Below are 19,496 nucleotides of genomic sequence, written 5' to 3' on the forward strand. Positions count from 1 at the left end.
GGGGCGTTCCGCTTCCCCCCGGCCAAGGGCGGCCTCGCGAGCTCGCGCGGCACGGCGAAGGCCGTCGAGATCGCCCGCGTACCGATGGCCTCGCTCCCGGCGCTGCCCGGCGGCCGGACGCCGACCGCTCCTCGGCGCCCGCCGCGCGGTCCTACCTCGGCCCCGGCATCACGGCGGCCGCTCACGCCCTCACGGCCCTGGCGCGGGCGGACGACCGGTGCGGCGACGTCAATCACGTGCTCTCTGGCTTCGGAACTTGACGGGGGCGATATTCGGTCAGCCTGTCCATGATCAGGTCGGCCTCGGCCGGACAGCGTCGACGAGCTCCGGGCGGTACTGGATCGGGCAGGCGGTGTCGTTCTGGCTGTGCGTCCACCTCCGCGTGGACGGCGCTGTCGAACGGGTCGCCCCGGCTTCGATGTCCGACTCCCTCGCGCATCGCCGGACGGCCGGAACTGCGAGCGCGGGTGGGGCGGCGGCGGGTCATCCCGTTCCACGCCCGTTGGCAGCCGGGCCGCGTGCGACGGGGCGGGAAGGCCGGCGCGGCCCAGAGCGTGCCCTCGACGGTCACGGCCACTGCGGCGCCGCTCGGCTGCCACATCTCGTGGGTTCTACGACTGGACCGGCACCAGCAGCAGCTCGGCGGCCGTCTCGCCGGGCCCAGGTCCCGCCAGGAGCCGTTCGCGCCGTGCTCCGAGGGCAGCAGCGGGGCCAGGGCCGGGCCGGGGCGGGCGTAGCTCAGGGGGCCGGAGGTGGGGGGCGGTGGCGGGCGGACGCGACGATGGGGGAGTCGCGGAACTCGCGGGCCAGGGCCGTCAGGGGCCGGCCGGCGAGCCGGTACGGCTCAGGGTTGCCCGGCGGCGGTCCCGGGAGGGGCGCGGCAGCGGCCTTGCGGCGGCAGGCGACCGCCAGCACGGCCGCGTCCGCCACCACGGCGGCCCGCTCCTCGCCCATGCCCTGCCCGCGCGCGGTCTCGTACGCGGCGTGCCGTACCGCCGGGTCGAACCAGCAGGCGAGGGCGAGGATGGCGTCGTCGATGACCGACTCGCGGTGGATCAGCCGGATCCCCACCGGCGACCACCAGGCCAGGGGCACCGTCCGCACCCGTGACGCGGCGAACCCGCGCAGCGCCTTCCACAGCGGGTGCAGGCGCCGGTACTGGCTGAACTCCCGCCAGGCCGCCGACCCGCCGACCAGTGGCACGATGAAACCGGTCGCCACCATCAGCGCCGCCGCCGAGGCGAACGGCGGAGCCACGTCCGTGGACAGGCGGTCCCAGTCCCGGCCGCTCCAGCGGGCGCCCAGCGCGGTCCACTTCGCGACGAGGTACCCGAGGTCCAGCAGCCCCCCGAGCATGATCAGCCCCAGTCCGGTGCGCAGCGGTCGCAGCTCGGGGTCGGTGCGCAGCAGCCACCGGCCGGACAGCAGGGTCAGCGCCGAGATCCCCACGCTGTGCGCGAGCAGGTAGCAGACGATCATCTCGCGGATCCACGGCGTGTTGGCGTAGTACGTGTCCAGGTCCCGCAGCCGTTCCACCGGCGCGTCGCCGATCATGAACAGGGTGACGATGAGCACCGCGACGCCGCCGTACACGGCCACCGTCAGCCGGGTGGCCCGGCGCACCACGGCCGGCGGGCCGCCGCCCCACTGCAGGACCAGCACGAGGCAGCACCCGGAGAACGCGGTGATCACGCAGAACACCAGCGGAGCCGCGAAGTTGACCACTCCCGTGAGCCGGTTGACGGCGGCGATCGTCGGCGGCGCCGCCAGGAACATCACCAGGCAGCCGACGACCAGCAGCGCGCACACCGCCCGCATCAGCGGCTGGTCCCAGTCCCGGCGCAGCGTCGGCACCTTGATGAGCAGTGCCAGGACCAGGAGCGATCCCGGCACGTAGAGGATGAGCCCGTGCGTCATCGGGCCCGGCCGACGGGGTCGGCGGGGTGGGTGGAGGGGGCGGGGCGGGCGGGTCGGGTGGCGCCGTCCGGGTCGGGCCGGTCCGCCGGGGCCGACTGGTCCGTCGCCGCGCCCGCCGGGGCCGGCCGGTCCGCCGCGCCGGCCGGGTCGGGTCGGTGGTCCGGCCGGAGTGCCGCCGCGCCCGCCGGGTCGGGCAGGTCCGCCGGGGCGGGTGCCGCGCCCTCCGGGTCGTGGTCGAGGCCGGCCACGGCCCGTTCCGCCGCGGTCAGCGGCGCCGCCTTCAGCGCGTCGCGGTCCGAGGCGCGCAGGACGTGCCAGACCACCGACGGGCGCAGCCAGTAAGTGGGCGGGCAGCTCATCGTGATCACCTGGAGGAAGGCCGCGGTGAGCGCCTCCCGGGTGGTGGCGCCCGTCATCAGCCGGTTGACGTACCCGTTCAGCAGTCCCGCCCCGGCTCGCGGCGCCACGCCGGTGGCACCGGGGTAGAGGATGTCCTGCGAGGTGGCGAGCTCCCAGGCGGTGCTCACCTGGGGGGCGAGCGCGCGCTGGGCGCGGCGGCCGAAGCCCGGCTGGGCGAGCCCCCGGGCGCGCAGCAGGGCGCGTACGGCGAGCAGCCCCTGCGCGGCGACCGTCATGCCCTGCCCGTACAGCGGGTTGAAGGTGGCTACCGAGTCCCCGACGGCGAAGAAGCCGTCGGGCAGGTCGGCCTTCTCGAAGTAGAGCCGGCGGTTGGCGTTGCCCCGGGTGACGGCGACGTCCGTGAGGGGTTTGCGGCCCTCCAGCAGTTCACCGACGATCGGGTCGCGGATTCCCTTGGCGAAAGGGATGAACTCCGCGGGGTCACCGCTCGGTTGACCGCCCCGGGTGCCGGAGAGGGTGGCCTGCCACTGCCCGTTCTCGATCGGCACGATCGTGGCCGTCCGGCCGGGTACGGGCACGCGCGGGTCGGACTGCACGTTGACGATGGGGAAGCCCATCTCGTGCGCTCCGGGAGGCGCTTCGAAGACCCGGGTCGCGTAGACCAGCCCGGAGTCGACCTCGGCCCGTTTGATGCCGCCCACGCCCAGCTCCTGGAGCCAGGTACGGGCCCGTGAGCCGCGCCCGCTCGCGTCGACCACGAGATCGGCGCCCAGCCGTCGGCCCCGTGCGTCCGGGGTGTCGATCCGGACGCCGGTGATCCGCGCGGCCGTGCCCTCCAGGGCGGTCACCCGGCTCCGCTGGAGGGTGGTGACGCCGTCCAGGGCGGTCACCCGGGCGCGGACCACCGAGTCGAGGAGGTCACGGCTGCAGGAGATGTTGAACTGCTTCTCCGCGCAGCGCGGGATCCAGCCCTGGGCGGTCTTGGTGACCAGGTCGCCCGGCAGGCTGCGGCGGATCGCGCCCGCCGCCGTCCACTCCTCGGTGATGCCCGGCAGGATCTCCTCTATGGCGCGGGCCCCGCCCGACCACATGACGTGGACGTGCCGGGCCTGCGGCAGTCCGCGGCGCGGCTCGGGACTGTCCGGGAGGGCGTCGGCGTCGATGATCGTGACCGTGGCGTGCTCGGCGAGGACGGCGGCCGCGAGCAGGCCGGCCATGCTGCCGCCGATGACGACGGCGTGACGGAGCGGTGAGGTCTGGGTCATCGATCGAGCTCTCTGTCGGGGCCGTGCGCAGGGCATCGGCGCGAAATGTGAGCGGCGGGGAGGCGGGTGACCCGGTATCGGAGTACCGGGCGGAGCTCAACGCCCCCAGCCGAGGGAGGACTTGATGCGCTCGATCGCCTCGGGGAAGTGCTCCTCCCTGGGCGGCGGCGGAAGGTACGGCTTGAGGGTCTTGCCCAGGTACAGGCCGAAGATCTCGGCCCGTACCTCCGCCGGGTCCTCCCGATCGGCGCGGGCGGCGGCCTGCCGGACCACCGCTCCGAGACCGGTCTCGGAGCAGAGCAGCTCCGAGAGACTCCCCCGGCGGCCCGTCAGCCGCGCGGCGACGGCCATGCCCGGGCCCTGGGCGTCGCAGGTGCCCTCGTCCACGTGCCACAGCTCGTGGCAGGCGATGACGAGCTGGTGCTCCGGCCGGGTCCGCTCCTCGACCACGATCAGATCGCGCTCGTCCATCTCCAGCCATAACCCGCTGGCCGTGTCGGGCGGGAAGGCGGCGAAGCGGAAATCGACCCTCCGCCCGCCCCGGCGGCGGCCGTACGCCGCGCACAGTCCCTCGATGATCTCCGCGGCTTCGGCCGGCGGTGTCAGCCGGGCGGCCGCGAGCAGGTCCGTGCCGAGCCTGCGCATCGCCCTTGTGGTCCTCATGGTGCTTCCCCCTCGGTCGTTCTCTCCCCGTCGCACCCGTCGCACCCGTCGCGCCCGTCGCCCGCGCACCCGCGGCCCCCGCCGACCGGGCGAGCCCCGCCGTGTTCGACGTCCCCCTGCGACCCGTACTCCCCCTGCGACCTGTACTCCTCGTACGCCTCCCGCTCCCCGTGCTCCCCGTCCGGAGCGCCGGCGGCCCCGTGCCCGCCCGTGCGCGTACGGCCGAGCTGTCCCTCGCGGGCGAGCAGGTCGTCCAGGTGGTCGGCGAGGGACTTCCAGCCCCGCGGGGAGAGCAGGCAGGCGCGGGTCACGATGGTCCGCACGTCGTGGGCCCGCAGTACCGTCAGCATCGGATTGTTCTGCTGCCCCGGCGCGAACTCCGGTTCCAGTTCGCGCTCGATCCGGTCGAGGACGGTGGTGAGCGCCTCGGTGTCGTCGGCCAGCAGGAAACCGCCCTCGACCCCGTAGAACCGTTGGATGCCCGCCGCCGCCGCGAGGTTGGGCAGGCCCTCCCCGCGGGCGAGCCGGGTCAGCGACTGTCCGGAGGCGCAGAAGGAGCCGGCGATGGCCGCGAGCGAGTGGGGCTGACCGTCCTCGCGCACCCGGGTGCGGCGCAGGTGCGCGAAGCGCTGGCGCACCTGCTCCTTCAAGGACAGGCGGGGCGGCCTGCCGTCGAGGGTGAGCAGGATGGCCTGCGGGGTGATGCCGGTGAGGTACGACAGGTGCTCCACGTCGCCCCGGCCCTCGGCCGCCGTGGTCGCCGACAGGGCGAGGGCCCGTTCCACCGCGCTCTTGCTGTCGGCCAGCAGGAATCCCGCGTAGACCCCGAAGAAACGCTGCACCCCCGCGGCGTGGCCCAGTCGGGGCAGGCCGGTGCCGGCGTTGAGCGGGCCGAGCGAGGCGCCGGGTGCGTCGAAGTCGTCGGCGATGGCGGCGAGCGGCCACTCGCGGCCGTGCTTGTCGCGGCGGGTCGCGCGTAACCGCAGGAAGCGCTGGTGGACACGCTGCTCCAGAGGGAGCTCGGCGGCTCTGCCCGCCACCACCAGGGGAATGCGGTCGGGCTCGACCCCGGATAAGTGGCTCAGCCGTTCCAGGTCGAGTACGTGGCCGGGGTCCTGCCCGCGTCGTTCCGAGAGCTCCTCCACGCGACGCCAGGTCGCGCCGAGAGCGGTTCGGGCGGCGGCTCGCACCGGCTGATTCTCCGTACGTCGAGAGGCAGTTCGAGGGATCGGGGCTGGGTGCAGCCTAGCCTCCCGCATCCCCGCGAACCAGGGGCATCCCCACCTTCCCTGCCGTCCGGCTCAAGAAAGGTTGGCACGACCTCGGAGGTGATCGACCCTGTGCGCGTGCGGCGGCACCGTGGGGTTCAAGGGGCTTCGCCGGGCGCGCACTCGGCTCCGGGGCCCGTACCCACCAGCGCGGTCGGCGAGCCGCAGCACCATCTCCTTGCCGGGGCGGGACCGGCCCGTCTCGATGAAGCTGATGTGCCGGGAGGAGGAATCGGCGCGGCCCGCCGGGTCCAGCCGGCTGATGCCGCGCCGCACCCGCCAGGTGGCGCGGCACCGCGCGCGCCGACGGAAACCCCGGTCCGGGGCGTCGTGGTCGTCATGCGCACGACGTTGACCGACAGCCCTCGGCCCTCAGCCCAGGTCGAAGACGTTCCGCAGGCCGAGGCGGTGGCGCCACAGGTCGTGCCGCTTGGCGGATTCCACCCCCGGCGCCCGGTACAGCGGCCGCACCGCGCACCGGGGGAGGGCGGAACCGTCCCGGTCCAGCAGGGCGTTGACGGCGGCCCGGGCCGAGGCGTTGGCGCCCTCCATCGTGGCGAGGTCGATGTCGACCGCCACGTAGTCCCCGCTCAGGAAGAAGTTCGGGATGCGGGTCCCCGCGCTCGGCCGGTTGTGGAACGTGCCGACCGGGTGGATCAGCAGCTCGTCCGCATTGGTGGGGTTCGGGGTGCCGAGCCCGTCCACGCCCGGGTCCAGGAACCAGGAGTGCAGCGCGGAGTCCTTCAGCGGAGTCTTGCCCGAGTCGTTGAGGGAGGCCTTCAACTGCGCCCACACCTCGCGCGCCACCTCCTCGCGGGTGCACTGCTTGGCGGACTTCCCGTAGAGCATCCCCGGCTTGTCCCACTCCGAGATGTCCACCGACAGGCAGTCGACCGCCGCGCCGTCGCCGTAGTCGGCGGGGAAGTCCCGGGCCGGCCAGTGTTCGGCCTGCTGGATCGCCGTCAGCGACCAGGGCGAGTCCACGCAGTTGAGGTGGCCGTGCACGAGGGGGGCGCGCTCGGTGAGGTAGAACTGGATGCCGGTCATCCAGTCGGTCCGCAGCCGGTCGCAGCGGCCCAGCATGGGGTCGGCGGCCCGGAGCGCGGCGCTCCAGGTACGGCGGGCGTGCTCGACCGGCAGCGCCGAGACGTAGTGGTCGGCGGTGACGGTCTGCCGGGTGCCGTCCGGGGCCTCCACCGCGACCCCGCTGACCCGGCCGTCGCCGTAGCGCACCTCGCGTACGGTCCAGCCCAGCCTGAACTCCACGCCGAGGGCGCGCAGATGGGCCTCCCAGGGATCGATCCAGGCCTCGTTGGTCGGCAGGTTCAGGATCCGGTCCGGTGGCCCGTCCGCGCCCCGGCCCAGCAGGTTGAAGACGAAGGCCTCGCCGAGGGTGCCGACCGTGCGGGTGGACGCCTCCTCGGCCTTGGTGGCCACGATGTTGCGGGTGACGCCGATCGCCAGGATCCGCTGGTACTCGTTCGACATCTGCTCCGCGCGCACGAAGTCCCACCAGGGGGTGCGCTCCCAGACCTCGTCGCGCCGCTCGTCGCAGCTGGTGAGGAAGACGAGCGCACGGTTCACGAAGTAGGCGCTCTCGTGCGGCGGGAGGCGGACGAGCGACTGCAGGAGGCCGGTGAGGGCTCGCCGCAGCTCGTCGGGCGTCAGCTCGGCGGCGGAGTGGCCGGGCCAGGGGATGGGGGCCCGCAGGTCCTCGCGGCCGGCCGCACGGGCGAACATCATCTCGCGGGGGGCGACCAGGTTGTCCCACACGCCGTTGGCGTTGCCGGGGAAGGGGATGCGCCGCATAGTGTCCGGCAGGTTGTGGTAGATCCCGGGGATGAAGCGGAAGCCGTGCTCGGCGGGCAGCGGCCGGCGGCCGCCGCGCGCGCTCCCCGGCACGTCCATGCTGCGGGCCTTGCCGCCGAGCGCCCGGCGCTCGTACACGGTGACGGCGTAGCCCCGCTCGGCGAGCTCGTGCGCGGCGGTCAGCCCGGCCACCCCGCCGCCGAGGACCGCGACGCGCCGGCCCGCGGACGGGGTCGCGCCGGCCCGCGCCGCACCGGTTTCGGCCGCCGCCGCCGGGGACGCCGAGGCCCCGGCGACTGATAGGGCCCCGGCGGTGGCCCCGCCCGCCCCCGCCATGAACGTACGCCTGGAACTGCCCGTGTGCGCCATTCCGGTGCCCCCTCGTTACCGCTGGTAACAGTTACGTCCGGCGCAGGAGCATAGGGGGCGCGCGACGGGTGGGGAAGGCGCGGGTCCACCCGGGCGCACTATGGCGCGAACGGTTCGCTCCGGGGCGCGCTGTGCGAACCTTGACGCCACGTCACCGGAACGAGGAGTCGCCGCATGCCGAGTGAGCCGCTGTCGCAGAAGGAGATCGAGGACCGCCTGCGGGAACTGCCGGGCTGGGCCTTCGAGGACGACCGCATCTCCCGCACCTACCGCCTGGGCACGCACTTCGCGGCGAGCGCCCTCGTCGCCCACATCGCCTCCGTCCAGCAGGAGTTGAACCACCACTCCGACCTGACGCTCGGCTACGACACCGTCCGGCTCTCGGTGAACAGCCACGACGCGGGCGGCGTCGTCACGGCGACCGACTTCGCGCTCGCCGAGCGCGTCGAGGCCCTCGCACCCGCGCACGGCGCGACCTGACCCCGGCGCACCTCAGGAATCCCGCCGCGACCGGCCGCACGCTCCGGCCCGTACCCGTGCCGCGGTACGGGCCGGAGCGTGCGGTACGGGCCGGAGCGTGCGCGTACGGGCCGCGACGCGCCGGTACGGGCGCCCGGGGACGGGGGACGGCTACGCGTCCGGCGCCGGCTCCAGCCGCCACCACTGGGCGGGCGAATCGGTGTCCTCGCCCTGCCGGACCCGGCCCTCCCCGTCCGCCTCCAGCGGCAGGCCGCTGATGCACGCGATCAGAGACACCACCCCCGGATCGTCGACGTGCTCCTCGACGATCCACTCCTGCGCCCCGAAGGCGTTCGCCCGCCACACCTGCACCCGGGCGCCGCTCTCCGTCGAGGCGTTCGCGACGTCGAGCCGTCGCTCGTTGTCCTCGCTCACCACGTGGTAGATCCCGCCGCCGCTGTGCACCGGGGCGATCCGCCACCGGCGGGCGGCCTCGGGCGCGGGCGGGCCGTCGGGGCCGACCCGTACCCGGGAGGCGCCCTCCAGTTGGAGCACCAGCCCGCTGTCCACGTTCCGGATCAGGCAGCGGCCCTCGCGCATGGTCACGTGAGCGCCCCTCAGGCGTCGAAGACGGCCGGGTCGGGCCCGATCCGGCGGCCGGCGGCACCCGCGCCCAGGGCGTCGAGCGCGGCGATCTCGGCGGCGTCCAGCTCGAAGCCGAAGACGTCCAGGTTCTCCCGGATCCGGGCCGGGGTCACCGACTTGGGGATCACGACGTTCCCGTGCTGGAGGTGCCACCGCAACACCACCTGCGCGGCGCTGCGGCCGTGCCGGGCGGCGATCTCGGCCACGACCGGGGCGGTCAGCAGCTCCTTGCCCTGACCCAGCGGGGACCAGGCCTCGGTGGCGATACCGCGCTCGGCGTGCAGGGCGCGCAGCTCGTCCTGCGGGAGGAGCGGGTGCAGCTCGATCTGGTTCACGGCCGGCACCAGCTCGCTCTCGGCGCCGATCCGCTCCAGGTCCGCGGGGCGGAAGTTCGAGACGCCGACCGCCTTCGCGCGCCCGCTCCGTGCGATCTCCTCGAAGGTCGTCCAGATCGAGACGAAGTCCTCGCGCATCGGACGCGGCCAGTGGATCAGGTACAGGTCGACGTACTCCAGGCCCAGCTTGCCGAGCGAGGCGTCGAACGCGCCGAGCACCGCGTCCCGGTCCCACGTGCGGTCGGGGCCGTTCCACAGCTTGGTGGTGACGAACAGCTCCTCGCGCGCCACCCCGGAGCCGGCCAGCGCCCTGCCGGTGCCGGTCTCGTTGCCGTAGATCGACGCCGTGTCGATGCTGCGGTAGCCCGCCTCCAGTGCCGTCGCGACGACCTTCTCGGCGTCCGCGTCCGGGACCTGCCAGACGCCGAAGCCGAGTTGGGGCATCTGCGTGCCGTTGTTGAGCTCGATGGTGGGGACCTGGTTCACGTCGGTCGTTCCCTCGCGTGGGTGGGCGTCGTACGAGGGGCGACAACCGGCCACCCGTGCGACGTATTCCCACCCCGCGCGGCCGGGTTCAGGCCGTCCCCAGGTACGCCTCCCGCACCAGCGGATCGGCCCGCACCTCGGCCGCCGTGCCCTCGGCCAGCACCGTGCCGAGGTCCAGGACCACCACCCGGGCGCAGAGGTCCATCACGAAGGCCACGTTGTGCTCGACCAGCAGCACCGCACAGCCCTCCTCGCGCGCCAGCCGCCCGACGACCGCCGCGAGCTGCTCCCGCTCGGGCGCGGACATCCCCGAGGCCGGCTCGTCCAGCAGCAGCACCCTCGGTGGGTCCGCCACGGCGCGCGCCAGCTCCACCATCCGGGCCCGGCCGACGGGCAGGCCGCCCGCGTACGAGGCCCCGAGCGCGCCGATCCCGCAGTCGGCCAGCACCCGCTCGCCGCGGGCCCGCCGGTCGCGCTCCCGGGCCCGCCGGGCCGGGAAGGCGACCAGGTCGGCGGCGAGGCCGCCCCCGCCGCCGCGCCACTCCTGCGCGACGAGGAGGTTGTCGGCCACGCTGAGCTGCCCGAACAACTGCTGCCGCTGGAAGGTCCGGCGCATCCCGTGCCGGGCCCGCCACACGGGGGAGCGGCGGGTGATGTCCGTACCGGCCAGGAGCAATCGCCCCCGGTCGGGGCGCCGGATGCCGGACATGACGTCGAACAGCGTGGTCTTGCCCGCCCCGTTCGGCCCGATCAGCCCGCACACCTCGCCCGCCCGGACCCCGAGGTCCACCCCGATCAGCGCCTTGACCCCGCCGAAGCGCACACTGACCCCGCGCGCCTCCAGCACGTACCCGTTCCCGCTCATGGCGCCATCCCCAGGTAGGCCTCGGTGAGCCGGTCCGCCTCCACCTCGGCGCGGGGGCCGCACCAGGAGACCCGGCCCTGGGAGAGGTAGGCGACGGTGTCGGCGATGCCCAGGATCTCGGCGGCCCTCTCCTCCACCAGCAGCAGCGCCGTCCCCGCGTCACGGAGCTCGGTGAGCAGCGCGTACACCTCCTCCACGATGCGCGGAGCGAGCCCGAGGGAGGGTTCGTCCGCGACCAGCACCCGAGGCGGCCGCTGCAGCAGCGGGGCCAGGGCGAGCATCTGCTGCTCCCCGCCGGACAGCGCCCCGGCGGCCACGGCGCGCCGCTCCCCGAGCCGCGGGAACCGGTCGTAGACGGCGCTCCGCGCGTCCGCCTCCTTCAGGTACAGGGCCAGGTTCTCCTCGATGGTGAGCGCGGGGAAGATCCCCCGGCCCTCCGGGGCGAGCAGCACCCCGGCCCGGGACCGCCGCACGGCCCCGTCCCGCGTCGCGTCCCGCCCGCCGACCCGCACACGGCCGTCCTGGGCGGGCAGCAGCCCGGCGGCCACCCGGCAGGCGGTGCTCTTCCCGGCCCCGTTGGGTCCGAGGACCGCCAGGATCTCCCCGGCCCGCACGGCGAGGTCGATCCCGTGCAGCACGAGCCCGCCGTCGTACCCGGCCGTGACCCCGCACAACTCCAGGGCCGCCCGCGCCGGGCGACTCGAACCGGCCCCACCGGCGCCGAGCCCCGCGGGGGCCGAAGCGCCCTCGGAGGCGCCGGGCCCCACGAGGGCGGAAACGGCCCCGCCGGCGTTCGAGGCGCGGGGGTCCGGCGGCGGAGCCCCCGCCGGGTCCGGGGCGGAGCCCCGGGGCGGGAGCACGGGGGCGCCACCCCCGGTCCCGGCCGGGACCCCGGCCCGCCTCCGGGCCCGCCGCACCGGCACCGCGGCGCAGTACCCGTCCGGATCGTTGGCCAAGGCCAAGCCCGCCAGGCCGAACAGGATCACCGGCAGGTGCGCCGACGCCGTCACGTAGTCCGCCATCAGCCGCGGCGCCACGGCGAACACCAGCCCCGCCACCACCGCGTACTGCGGCCTGCGGACCCCCGCCGCGACCACCACCGCCAGCCACACCAGCCCGGTCATCGCCGTGAAGTCCGTCGCCGTCACCCGGGTGTTGTACGAGGCGTACAGGACGCCCCCGAACCCGGCGAGCCCGGCCGACAGCGTGAACAGCAGCAGCTTCGTCCGCAGGACGGACACTCCCGAGGCCATCGCCGCCGCCGGCGCCGACCGAACCGCGAGCATCGCCCGCCCCGACGGCGAGTTCCGCAGCGCGCTCAGCCCGGCCGCCACCAGGGCGACCAGGACCACCAGGGCCACCCCCATCGCCCGGTCGTCGGAGAGGTCCACCGGCCCGAGCACCGGACGCGGGACCGGCCACCCCGCGTCCCCGTTGCGCAGCCAGCGCAGCTGGAAGAGCACCTGGTCCGCCAGGAACGCCAGCGCCAGCGTGGCCAGCGCCAGGGACCGGCCGCCGAGGCGCAGCGCGGGCAGCGCGACGAGCGCCCCCAGGGCCGCGGCCGCGCAGGTGCCGACCGCCAGCGCCGCCGCGAACGGCCAGCCCCGGCTCATGAGCAGTCCGGCCACCAGCGCGGCGCCGGTGACGAAGGTGGCCTGGGCCAGCGACACCATCGCCCCGAGACCCGTGACGACGGTGAAGGACATGAACACCAGGGCGACCGCCAGCCCCTGGGCCAGCAGGCCGCTCCAGAACGGCGTGGCCACGGTGTAGAAGGCCGCGCCCAGGGCCACCGCGGCGGCGGCCCACACCCCCCAGCGACGCCCCCAGGACGCCCCGGCCAGATGGTCCAGCGGCACCGCGTCCACGGCCGCGACCCCCGCCGTCCGCGCCCGCCGGGTCAGTACGAGCAGTCCGCCGAACAGGATCAGGAAGGGCACCGCCGTACGGAAACCGGTGATCCCCTCGGCGAACGAGGCGTACCCGGCCACCAGGTTCTGCAGAACACCCAGGCCGAGCCCGCCCGCGAAGGCCAGCGGCACGGACGCGAACCGCCCGATGACCGCCGCCGTCGCCGAGACGAACAGGAACAGGGTGAAGTCGTGCGCGGACAGCCCCAGCAGCGGGGTGGCCAGTACGCCCGCCAGGCCGGCCAGCCCCGAGGCGATCATCCACGCGACGGACGACAGCCGGTCGGCGCTGATGCCCCGCAGCTCCGTCAGCGAGCGGTTGTCGACGGACGCCCGCAGCCGCAGGCCGAGCCGGGTGTGCCGCATCAGCACCCACAGGGCCACCGCCACCAGCGCCGTCACCACCCAGGTGATCAGCTGGTCGGAGTCGACGCCGACGCCGTCCGCGAGCTGCCAGGACTTCGCCGGGCTCGGTCCGACGCCCGGCAGCCCGAATTGGTTCTCCGCCGGTTTCAGCGGAGCTCCCGCGTCCATCAGCAGCTCCACCGCCCACAGCCCGGCGGCCGGCAGCGCCACCAGCAGACCGATGGTCGCCACGATCTGGGCCGTCTCGCCGACCCGCGCGAGCCGCCGGAACATCAGCCGGTCCAGCCCCCAGCCCAGGCCCGGGGCCAGGACGCACACCACCAGCAGCGCCGCCGGGACGGCCGGCCAGCCCAGACCCGAGTGCAACTCGTAGAAGGTGAGCGCGCAGAGGTAGGCGGTGGCCCCGTGCGCGAAATTGAACAGCCCGGACGCCGAGTACGACAGCACCAGCCCGGTGGCCAGCAGCGCGTACAGGGCGCCGGAGACCAGACCGCTCAGTACGAAGACGAGCAGATCTCCCATGCCGAGGCCCTACTTGAAGGGGATGGGTGCATAGCACGTGAACGGTACGGACACCTCGTACGCGCCGTTCTTCAGCTGCACGAGCGCCCCGCAGCCGAAGCTGTCCTTCTGCCCCTTGGGTTCCGCCCGGTCGCCGACGAGCGTGCCGGTGTCGGAGAAGTTCTGCGCGGCGGCCTGGAAGGACTCGACGGTCAGGTCCCTGCCGGCCTTCCGCGCGATCGAGACGAAGAGGTCGGCCGACATGTAACCGGTCATCATGTGCATGTTGAGCGGTACGTCCTGCCCGCCCGCCGCCGCCTTGATGTCGGCCTTGAACTGCGCCGTCCTCGGGTTGTCCGACTCGAAGGGCTCGAACTGGAGCAGGACGTGCACCCCGTCGAGGGCCTGCTTGGTGGCGTCCTTGGCGAGCAGCCCCGGGTCGTAGTCGGTCGGGTCGGAGAGCAGCCCCTTGTAGCCGCTGCGCTTGAGCGCGGTGAAGAGCCCGATGTTGTGGGGGGTCTGCATCACCGAGACGACCGCGTCCGGCGCCTTCCCGCCGTTGCTGGCGAGGATCTCCCTGACGTACGCGGACCAGTCGCTCGGGACGGCCGTGCCGGGTACGGAGGCCTTGGCGTAGGAGACCGTGAACCCGGCGCCGGCGAACCCCTGCTGGAAGGTCCGGATGCCGAACTTCCCGGCGTCGCTGTCATTGGCGATGACCGCGACCGACTTGCCCCGCGCGCCTCCGAGGACGCGGCCGATGCCCTCCGGCCAGGTCTGGTTGAGGGTGCCGCCCGGGGTGGGGACGAGGCAGCCGTTGAAGCCGTAGATGTGCTTGGGTCCGCAGAAGGAGGGCAGGGTGCCCCAGCCGAAGGTGGGTACCTTCTCCTGCTCCAGGAAGTCGGCGCCGGAGAAGGTCACCGAGCTCATGGGGGAGACCGCGAAGACCTGGTCCTGCTGGACGAGCTTGCGTGCGGCCGCGAGGTTCTTGGCCGGGTCCTGGCCGTCGTCCTCGGCGCCGAGGTAGTCGATCGTGCGGCCGTGGATGCCGCCCTCGGCGTTGGCCCTGAGGTAGCGGGCCCTGGCGCCGAGATCGGTGTCCTTCTTGCTGTAGCCGCTCGCGCTCGTCATCGACACGATGCCGCCGACCTTGATCGAGGCCGAGCTCACGCCCCGGGAGTTCCCGGCCCCGTCGCCGGGCTTGCCGGGCAGGGTCCGCTCGGAGGTGGAGTTGCAGGCGGAGACGAGCGCGAGGGCCGCCGCCGCGGCGGCCAGGGTACGGATCGGTCGCAGCATGGAAGAGATCCCCTCCGGTCGGAATCTCCGCATTCTGTGCGCAACCTGACGGATCGTCAATATTGCGGAAGGAGCGAAGTGACGAACTGTCAGATCGTGGTGGTCGGATCACCGGCCGGGTCGGGCCGGAGCCGGAGTGCGGGACGGGTTCAGGACTGGTACAGCGCCGCCACTTCCCGTGCGTACGCCTTCTCGATCGCCCGGCGCTTGAGTTTCAGGGACGGCGTCAGCAGCCCGCGTTCCTCGGTGAACTCCTCGGCCAGCACCCGGAAGGTGCGGATCGCCTCCGCCTGCGAGACGAGGGTGTTGGCGGCCACGACCGCCCGCCGGACCTCCGCCGTCAGATCCGCGTCGTTCACCAGGGCCGCCGCCGGGAGCTGCGGCCGCCCGCGCAGCGACAGCCAGTGCGCGATCCCCTCCATGTCCAGGGTGAGCAGGGCCGCGATGTACGGCCGGTCGTTGCCCACCAGCACGCACTGGGACACCAGCGGATGCGAACGAACCCGCTCCTCCAGGGCGACCGGCGAGACGCTCTTGCCGTTGGAGGTCACCAGGATCTCCTTCTTGCGCCCGGTGATGACGAGGTAGCCGTCCTCGTCCAGCCGCCCCAGGTCCCCGGTCGCCAGCCAGCCGCCCCGCAGCACCTCCTCGCTGGCGCGGGGATCACCCAGGTATCCGGAGAAGATGTGGCTGCCGTGCAGCCACACCTCCCCGTCGTCCGCGATGTGCACCGAACTGCCCGGGATCGGGGGGCCCACCGTGCCGTACTTCGTCGCCCCGGGCGGGTTCGCGGTCGCCGCCGCGCAGGACTCGGTCAGCCCGTACCCCTCGAACACCGTGATCCCGGCGCCGTCGAAGAACAGCCCGAGCCGGCGCGACATCGCCGACCCGCCCGACATGGCGTGCCGCACCCGGCCGCCCATCGCCTCGCGGACCCTCCCGTACACCAGCTTCTCGAAGAGCTGGTGTTCCATCCGCAGCCCGGCCGAGGGGCCCGGCCCGGTGCCGAAGGCCTTCTGCTCCCGCGCCTCCGCGTACCGCACGGCCGTCTCCACGGCCCGGTCGAAGGGGCCGACGCGGCCCTCCGCCTCCGCCTTGCGGCGCGCGGCGGCGAAGACCTTCTCGAAGACGTAGGGGACCCCGAGCACGAAGGTCGGCCGGAACGCGGCCAGGTCCGGCAGCAACTCGGCCGCCGCCAGCACCGGTTGGTGCCCCAGCTTGACCCGCGCCCGGACGGCGGCCACCTCCACCATCCGGCCGAACACGTGGGCCAGCGGAAGGAAGAGCAGCGTGGACGGCTGCTCGCCCGGCCCGGCCCGGAAGACGGACTCCCACCCGGCCGCCATGGTGTCGGCCTCGTACATGAAGTTCGCGTGCGTCAGCACACAGCCCTTGGGCCGGCCCGTGGTCCCGGAGGTGTAGATGACGGTGGCCGTCGCGTCGGGCGTCACGGCCGCGCGGTGGCGGTGCACCACACCCTCGGCGACCCCGCTCCCGTCGGCGACGAGGGCGTCCACGGCGCCGGCGTCGAGCTGCCACAGGCGCCGCAGGGCGGGGAGCCGGTCGATGACCGAGCCCACCGTCATGGCCTGGTCCTCGTTCTCCACGACGCAGGCCGTGCACCCGGAGTCGTGGAGGATCCAGTGGACCTGCTCGGCGGAGGAGGTGGGGTAGACGGGTACGGGCTGCGCGCCCACCGCCCACAGGGCGAAGTCGAAGAGCGTCCACTCGTACCGGGTACGGGACATGATGGCGACCCGCTCCCCGAACCGCACCCCCTGCGCCAGCAGTCCCTTGGCGAGCGCCAGCACCTCCGCGGCCAGCTCGCCGGAGGTCACGTCCCGCCAGCGGCCGTCGGTCTTCCGCCCGAGGACGACCCGGCCCGGATCGGCCCGGGCGTGCAGGAAGACGGCGTCGGCCAAGCCGCCGACGGGCGCGCCCGTGACGACCGGCGGGACGGTGATCTCGCGCAAGACCCGCTCCTCTCCGCGGCAGGCGGCGACGCTATCCCACCGACCCCGCCGCCCGGCACCCCTTCGGAAACCTCCACAAGATCCCCTCGCCGCCCGGGCCCGATGACCTGGCGTTTCCCCACGGGGCGGCCGTACGTCACGGGGGCCCGCCCGTAGGGGTGTTCGGCGAATGGAGCACCGCGTGCGGCGCCGCCACCGGCCCGGGCCGCGGGCGTCCACCGCACGCCGGCCCACCGCCGGGGACCGACACGGTCCGCGCGGGGGCGGGTGACCGGGGGCGCGGGCCGCGGGGCTTCGGGCGGGTTGCCCTTCCTGCCCGGGCAGGGCGTGCGCCGCGGCGCCGCCGGGCCGGCGGTTTCCTCGCGCGAAGTCGCCGCCGACCGTGTGGCGGAGGTCTCGCCGCCGGTCCAACAGCCCGCGCCCCGCGCCCGGTAACGTGCGGCGGTGACCTGGATACGCCCGATCGCCGCCCGCGCCGAACGCCCCTGCACCCTGGTGGTCTGCCGCGGCTGCTGCTGCGGCGACCCCCGCAAGAACCCCGGCTCCGACCACGCCGGCCAGCTCGCCCGGCTGCGCGAGGCCGCCGCGGCCTCGGGGGGACGCCTGGCCGTCCGTACGAGCGAGTGCCTCGGCCCCTGCGCGCAGGCGAACGTCATCGTGGTCCAGCCCACCAGCGAAGCCCGCCGCCGGGGCGCCCGTGCGACCTGGTTCGGCTGGGCCCTGGACGACACCGCCACCGACGAGATCATCGCCTGGGCCGCGACGGGCGGCCCGGGCAGCACCCCGATCCCGGCCACCCTGGACCTCCACCGCATCGACCCCCCGCAACCCGACCCGGCCCCCGCCTCCGCGCGCCGCTCCCGCCGGAGCCGCTGACCACCCCGGGGCGGCCCCGGCGCGCGCGCCGCTACAGGGTGATCCGTTCCTCGCCCGCGTAGACGTTCATGTCCGGCCCGCGCAGGAACCCGACCAGCGTCAGCCCCGACTCCAGCGCCAGGTCCACCGCCAGCGAGGACGGCGCGGAGACGGCCGCGAGCATCGGGATCCCGGCCATCACCGCCTTCTGCGCGAGCTCGAAGGAGGCCCGGCTCGACACCAGCAGGACCGTGCCCGCCAGCGGGAGCAGGCCGGCCTGGAGCGCCCGCCCGATGATCTTGTCGACGGCGTTGTGCCGGCCCACGTCCTCCCGTACGTCGATCAGCTCGCCCTGCGCCGTGAACAGCCCGGCCGCGTGCAGCCCGCCCGTGCGGTCGAAGACCTTCTGCGCCGCGCGCAGCCGGTCCGGCAGTTTCCCGAGCAGCTGCGCCGGTACCCGTACCGGATCGGCGGCGATGCCCGGGAAACGGGTCGCCGTACGGACGGCGTCGAGGCTCGCCTTGCCGCACAGGCCGCAGGACGAGGTGGTGTAGACGTTGCGTTCCAAGGTGATGTCCGGCACGGGAACCCCGGCCGCGAGCCGCACGTTGACGACGTTGTAGGTGTTCGTGCCGTCCTCGGCCTGCCCCTCGCAGTAGGTGACGGCCTGGAGGTCCGCGGCCCGGGCCAGCACGCCCTCGCTGACGAGGAAGCCGACGGCCAGCGCGAAGTCGTCGCCCGGGGTGCGCATCGTGACGGCCAGCGGTTTGCCGTTCAGCCGTATCTCCAGTGGTTCCTCGGCCACCAACGTGTCCGGACGGACCCCCGCCCGGCCGTTCCGGATCCGGACGACGCGACGACGCTCGGTGACCCGTCCCATGGCGATCAGCCCACCCCTTCGGTTTTCGTGCTGCACCCGACGCGCTCATTGTCCCGGTTCCGCTTCGCACGGGGCCCTCGGCAGGTGGATCCTCGGGAATCTCCAAATTCCAGTGCCCGAATCCTGTGGGATCACGTGCACTCGTACCCACCGGTAGCAGGCCAAGCTGGATGATCCTGACTGCCGTACGAGGGGGGACCCCGCCCATGACCGGTTCACGCGTGGTGGCGCTAGGGCACTACCAGCCCGCGAGAGTGCTCACCAACGAGGACCTCGCGGCGATGGTCGACACCACCGACGAGTGGATCCGATCCCGGGTCGGGATCAAGACCCGCCACATGGCGGGCCCGGACGAACCGGTGGACGAGCTGGCCTACCAGGCGGCCGGCAAGGCCCTGGCCGGCGCGGGGCTGACCCCCGACGACATCGACCTCGTCCTGGTAGCCACCTCCACCGCCATCGACCGCTCGCCCAACATGGCCGCCCGCGTCGCGGCCAAGCTCGGCATGGGCGGCGGCCCGGCCGTGATGGACCTCAACGTCGTCTGCTCCGGCTTCACGCACGCCCTCGCCACCGCCGACCATGCGATCCGGGCCGGTTCCGCGACCCGCGCCCTGGTCATCGGCTCGGACAAGATGACCGAGATCACGGACTGGACGGACCGCAGCACCTGCGTCCTGACCGGCGACGGGGCGGGGGCCGCCGTGGTCGAGGCCTGCGACGAGCCCGGCATCGGACCGGTGCTGTGGGGCTCCGTGCCCGAGATGGGCCACGCGGTCCGGATCGAGGGCTCGCCCCCGGTCTTCGCGCAGGAGGGCCAGTCCGTCTACCGCTGGACCACCAGCCGGCTCCCGGCGCTCGCCCGCAAGGTGTGCGAGAAGGCCGGGATCACGCCGGAGGACCTGGCCGGCGTCGTCCTGCACCAGGCGAACCTGCGGATCATCGAACCGCTCGCCGCCAAGATCGGCGCCGTGAACGCCGTCGTCGCCCGCGACGTGGTCGACTCCGGCAATACCTCGGCGGGCAGCATCCCGATGGCCCTGTCCAAGCTGGTCCAGCGCGGCGAGATCCCCTCCGGCGCCCCGGTGCTCCTGTTCGGCTTCGGCGGCAACCTCTCGTACGCCGGCCAGGTCATCCGCTGCCCCTGACAGCGCCCGTCCCACACCCGGCGGGGGGCGCCCCGGCCCGGCGCGGCGGGCGGCGCCGCCGGCCGCTGGCCGGAGCGGGCCGCCGCGCTGGGGGCGGCCCCCCCCCCCACAAACATGCTCGGACTC

The 19,496-nt window shown here is 74.2% G+C and carries 15 protein-coding genes and 1 pseudogene; 3 read left to right on the forward strand and 13 right to left on the reverse strand.

All coding sequences use genetic code 11. The features are described from left to right. Positions 1-738: 738 nt before the first annotated feature. From ACWFQ8_RS05090 to ACWFQ8_RS05115, 6 genes and pseudogenes are all read right to left on the reverse strand, one after another. On the reverse strand, positions 739-1,917 hold the full coding sequence (locus ACWFQ8_RS05090) for an MAB_1171c family putative transporter (RefSeq protein WP_453784797.1): 1,179 nt from the start codon (positions 1,915-1,917) through the stop codon (positions 739-741). Beyond that, entirely contained in the window at positions 1,914-3,542 is a 1,629-nt protein-coding gene (locus tag ACWFQ8_RS05095) for an FAD-dependent monooxygenase (protein ID WP_453784798.1), read from the reverse strand. The genes ACWFQ8_RS05090 and ACWFQ8_RS05095 overlap by 4 nt, the downstream gene beginning before the upstream one ends. 96 nt (positions 3,543-3,638) lie before the next feature. Continuing rightward, positions 3,639-4,205 carry a toxin-antitoxin system, toxin component gene (locus ACWFQ8_RS05100; RefSeq protein WP_453784799.1) on the reverse strand — a complete coding sequence of 189 codons (567 nt, stop codon included), beginning with the start codon at positions 4,203-4,205 and terminating at the stop codon, positions 3,639-3,641. Then, positions 4,202-5,395: a hypothetical protein gene (locus ACWFQ8_RS05105; RefSeq protein ID WP_453784800.1), complete on the reverse strand. Its 1,194-nt coding sequence runs from the start codon at positions 5,393-5,395 to the stop codon at positions 4,202-4,204. The genes ACWFQ8_RS05100 and ACWFQ8_RS05105 overlap by 4 nt, the downstream gene beginning before the upstream one ends. 207 nt (positions 5,396-5,602) lie before the next feature. Then, a pseudogene (locus ACWFQ8_RS05110) lies at positions 5,603-5,749 on the reverse strand (transcriptional regulator); the annotation flags it as partial. A gap of 96 nt (positions 5,750-5,845) precedes the next feature. After that, a complete protein-coding gene (locus tag ACWFQ8_RS05115; RefSeq protein WP_453784801.1) occupies positions 5,846-7,651 on the reverse strand; it encodes a hydroxysqualene dehydroxylase in 1,806 nt (601 codons plus the stop codon). Between the two features lie 174 nt (positions 7,652-7,825). Here ACWFQ8_RS05115 and ACWFQ8_RS05120 point away from each other — a divergent pair, with 174 nt between their 5' ends. Beyond that, positions 7,826-8,131 carry a 4a-hydroxytetrahydrobiopterin dehydratase gene (locus ACWFQ8_RS05120; protein ID WP_453784802.1) on the forward strand — a complete coding sequence of 102 codons (306 nt, stop codon included), beginning with the start codon at positions 7,826-7,828 and terminating at the stop codon, positions 8,129-8,131. A gap of 150 nt (positions 8,132-8,281) precedes the next feature. Here the strand turns inward: ACWFQ8_RS05120 and ACWFQ8_RS05125 are convergent, their stop codons facing one another. The 6 genes from ACWFQ8_RS05125 to ACWFQ8_RS05150 all read right to left on the reverse strand — a co-directional run bounded on the left by ACWFQ8_RS05125 (position 8,282) and on the right by ACWFQ8_RS05150 (position 16,487). Next, positions 8,282-8,710 (reverse strand): RICIN domain-containing protein, encoded by a 429-nt coding sequence (locus tag ACWFQ8_RS05125; RefSeq protein WP_453784881.1) that lies wholly within the window; start codon positions 8,708-8,710, stop codon positions 8,282-8,284. 17 nt (positions 8,711-8,727) lie between these two features. Then, entirely contained in the window at positions 8,728-9,576 is an 849-nt protein-coding gene (locus tag ACWFQ8_RS05130) for an aldo/keto reductase (protein WP_453784803.1), read from the reverse strand. Between the two features lie 88 nt (positions 9,577-9,664). Then, a complete protein-coding gene (locus tag ACWFQ8_RS05135) occupies positions 9,665-10,441 on the reverse strand; it encodes an ABC transporter ATP-binding protein (RefSeq protein WP_453784804.1) in 777 nt (258 codons plus the stop codon). Next, positions 10,438-13,239 carry an ABC transporter permease subunit gene (locus tag ACWFQ8_RS05140; RefSeq protein WP_453784805.1) on the reverse strand — a complete coding sequence of 934 codons (2,802 nt, stop codon included), beginning with the start codon at positions 13,237-13,239 and terminating at the stop codon, positions 10,438-10,440. The genes ACWFQ8_RS05135 and ACWFQ8_RS05140 overlap by 4 nt, the downstream gene beginning before the upstream one ends. A gap of 9 nt (positions 13,240-13,248) precedes the next feature. After that, on the reverse strand, positions 13,249-14,514 hold the full coding sequence (locus tag ACWFQ8_RS05145) for an ABC transporter substrate-binding protein (protein ID WP_453784806.1): 1,266 nt from the start codon (positions 14,512-14,514) through the stop codon (positions 13,249-13,251). Between the two features lie 149 nt (positions 14,515-14,663). Next, positions 14,664-16,487, reverse strand: coding sequence for an AMP-dependent synthetase/ligase (locus tag ACWFQ8_RS05150; protein WP_453784807.1), 1,824 nt, complete (start codon positions 16,485-16,487; stop codon positions 14,664-14,666). A gap of 444 nt (positions 16,488-16,931) precedes the next feature. Between ACWFQ8_RS05150 and ACWFQ8_RS05155 the strand changes: the two genes are divergently transcribed. Continuing rightward, on the forward strand, positions 16,932-17,363 hold the full coding sequence (locus ACWFQ8_RS05155) for a (2Fe-2S) ferredoxin domain-containing protein (RefSeq protein ID WP_453784808.1): 432 nt from the start codon (positions 16,932-16,934) through the stop codon (positions 17,361-17,363). Between the two features lie 31 nt (positions 17,364-17,394). On the opposite strand, the gene fdhD is transcribed toward ACWFQ8_RS05155, so the two are convergent. Beyond that, the gene (gene fdhD / locus ACWFQ8_RS05160; RefSeq protein WP_453784882.1) at positions 17,395-18,222 is read right to left on the reverse strand and encodes a formate dehydrogenase accessory sulfurtransferase FdhD; all 828 of its coding nucleotides are present in this window, start codon (positions 18,220-18,222) and stop codon (positions 17,395-17,397) included. 206 nt (positions 18,223-18,428) lie between these two features. Here fdhD and ACWFQ8_RS05165 point away from each other — a divergent pair, with 206 nt between their 5' ends. Next, a complete protein-coding gene (locus ACWFQ8_RS05165; protein WP_453784809.1) occupies positions 18,429-19,370 on the forward strand; it encodes a beta-ketoacyl-ACP synthase III in 942 nt (313 codons plus the stop codon). Positions 19,371-19,496: the final 126 nt, after the last annotated feature.

Source organism: Streptomyces sp. NPDC055254 (assembly GCF_053606025.1).

Bases quoted from the DNA above. Each gene is read 5' to 3' on its own strand.
- ACWFQ8_RS05090 (WP_453784797.1), bottom strand. From the start codon at position 1,917: ATGACGCACGGGCTCATCCTCTACGTGCCGGGATCGCTCCTGGTCCTG.
- ACWFQ8_RS05095 (WP_453784798.1), bottom strand. From the start codon at position 3,542: ATGACCCAGACCTCACCGCTCCGTCACGCCGTCGTCATCGGCGGCAGC.
- ACWFQ8_RS05100 (WP_453784799.1), bottom strand. From the start codon at position 4,205: ATGAGGACCACAAGGGCGATGCGCAGGCTCGGCACGGACCTGCTCGCG.
- ACWFQ8_RS05115 (WP_453784801.1), bottom strand. From the start codon at position 7,651: ATGGCGCACACGGGCAGTTCCAGGCGTACGTTCATGGCGGGGGCGGGC.
- ACWFQ8_RS05120 (WP_453784802.1), top strand. From the start codon at position 7,826: ATGCCGAGTGAGCCGCTGTCGCAGAAGGAGATCGAGGACCGCCTGCGG.
- ACWFQ8_RS05125 (WP_453784881.1), bottom strand. From the start codon at position 8,710: ATGCGCGAGGGCCGCTGCCTGATCCGGAACGTGGACAGCGGGCTGGTG.
- ACWFQ8_RS05135 (WP_453784804.1), bottom strand. From the start codon at position 10,441: ATGAGCGGGAACGGGTACGTGCTGGAGGCGCGCGGGGTCAGTGTGCGC.
- ACWFQ8_RS05140 (WP_453784805.1), bottom strand. From the start codon at position 13,239: ATGGGAGATCTGCTCGTCTTCGTACTGAGCGGTCTGGTCTCCGGCGCC.
- ACWFQ8_RS05145 (WP_453784806.1), bottom strand. From the start codon at position 14,514: ATGCTGCGACCGATCCGTACCCTGGCCGCCGCGGCGGCGGCCCTCGCG.
- fdhD (WP_453784882.1), bottom strand. From the start codon at position 18,222: ATGGGACGGGTCACCGAGCGTCGTCGCGTCGTCCGGATCCGGAACGGC.
- ACWFQ8_RS05165 (WP_453784809.1), top strand. From the start codon at position 18,429: ATGACCGGTTCACGCGTGGTGGCGCTAGGGCACTACCAGCCCGCGAGA.